This is a genomic window from Streptomyces pacificus (assembly GCF_011766325.1).
Taxonomy (GTDB): domain Bacteria; phylum Actinomycetota; class Actinomycetes; order Streptomycetales; family Streptomycetaceae; genus Streptomyces; species Streptomyces pacificus.
The window spans coordinates 1-433 of record NZ_BLLG01000080.1; the positions used below are offsets into that span (position 1 = coordinate 1).

General features: G+C 69.7%; 1 protein-coding gene. It reads right to left on the reverse strand.

Annotated elements, in window-relative coordinates:
• Window positions 1-433, reverse strand: a 433-nt coding sequence (locus tag SCWH03_RS28340; RefSeq protein WP_173267789.1) for an acyltransferase domain-containing protein, incomplete at both ends; no start/stop codon positions are given.

The following is a 433-nucleotide window of genomic DNA, read 5'->3' on the forward strand; positions in this document are numbered from 1 at the left end:
CACGGAAGTCGTCCAGCATCGGCTCCATCAACGGCGAATGGAACGCATGCGACACCCGCAACCACTTCACCCTGCGCTCCCCCAACCGCCCGGCAATCCGCTCCACCACCCCCGCCACACCCGCCTCGTCACCGGACACCACCACCGACGACGGACCGTTCACCGCAGCAACCGACACCCCCTCGCACAAACACGGCAGCACCTCCTCCTCCGACGCCTCCACCGCCACCATCGCCCCACCCCCCGGCAGCGCCTCCATCAACCGCGCCCGCGCCGACACCAGCACACACGCATCCTCCAACGACAACACCCCCGCCACATACGCCGCCGCCACCTCCCCCACCGAATGCCCCGCCAGCAACCGAGGCCGCACACCGAACGACTCCAGCAACCGGAACAACGCCACCCCGACCGCGAACAACGCCGGCTGCGC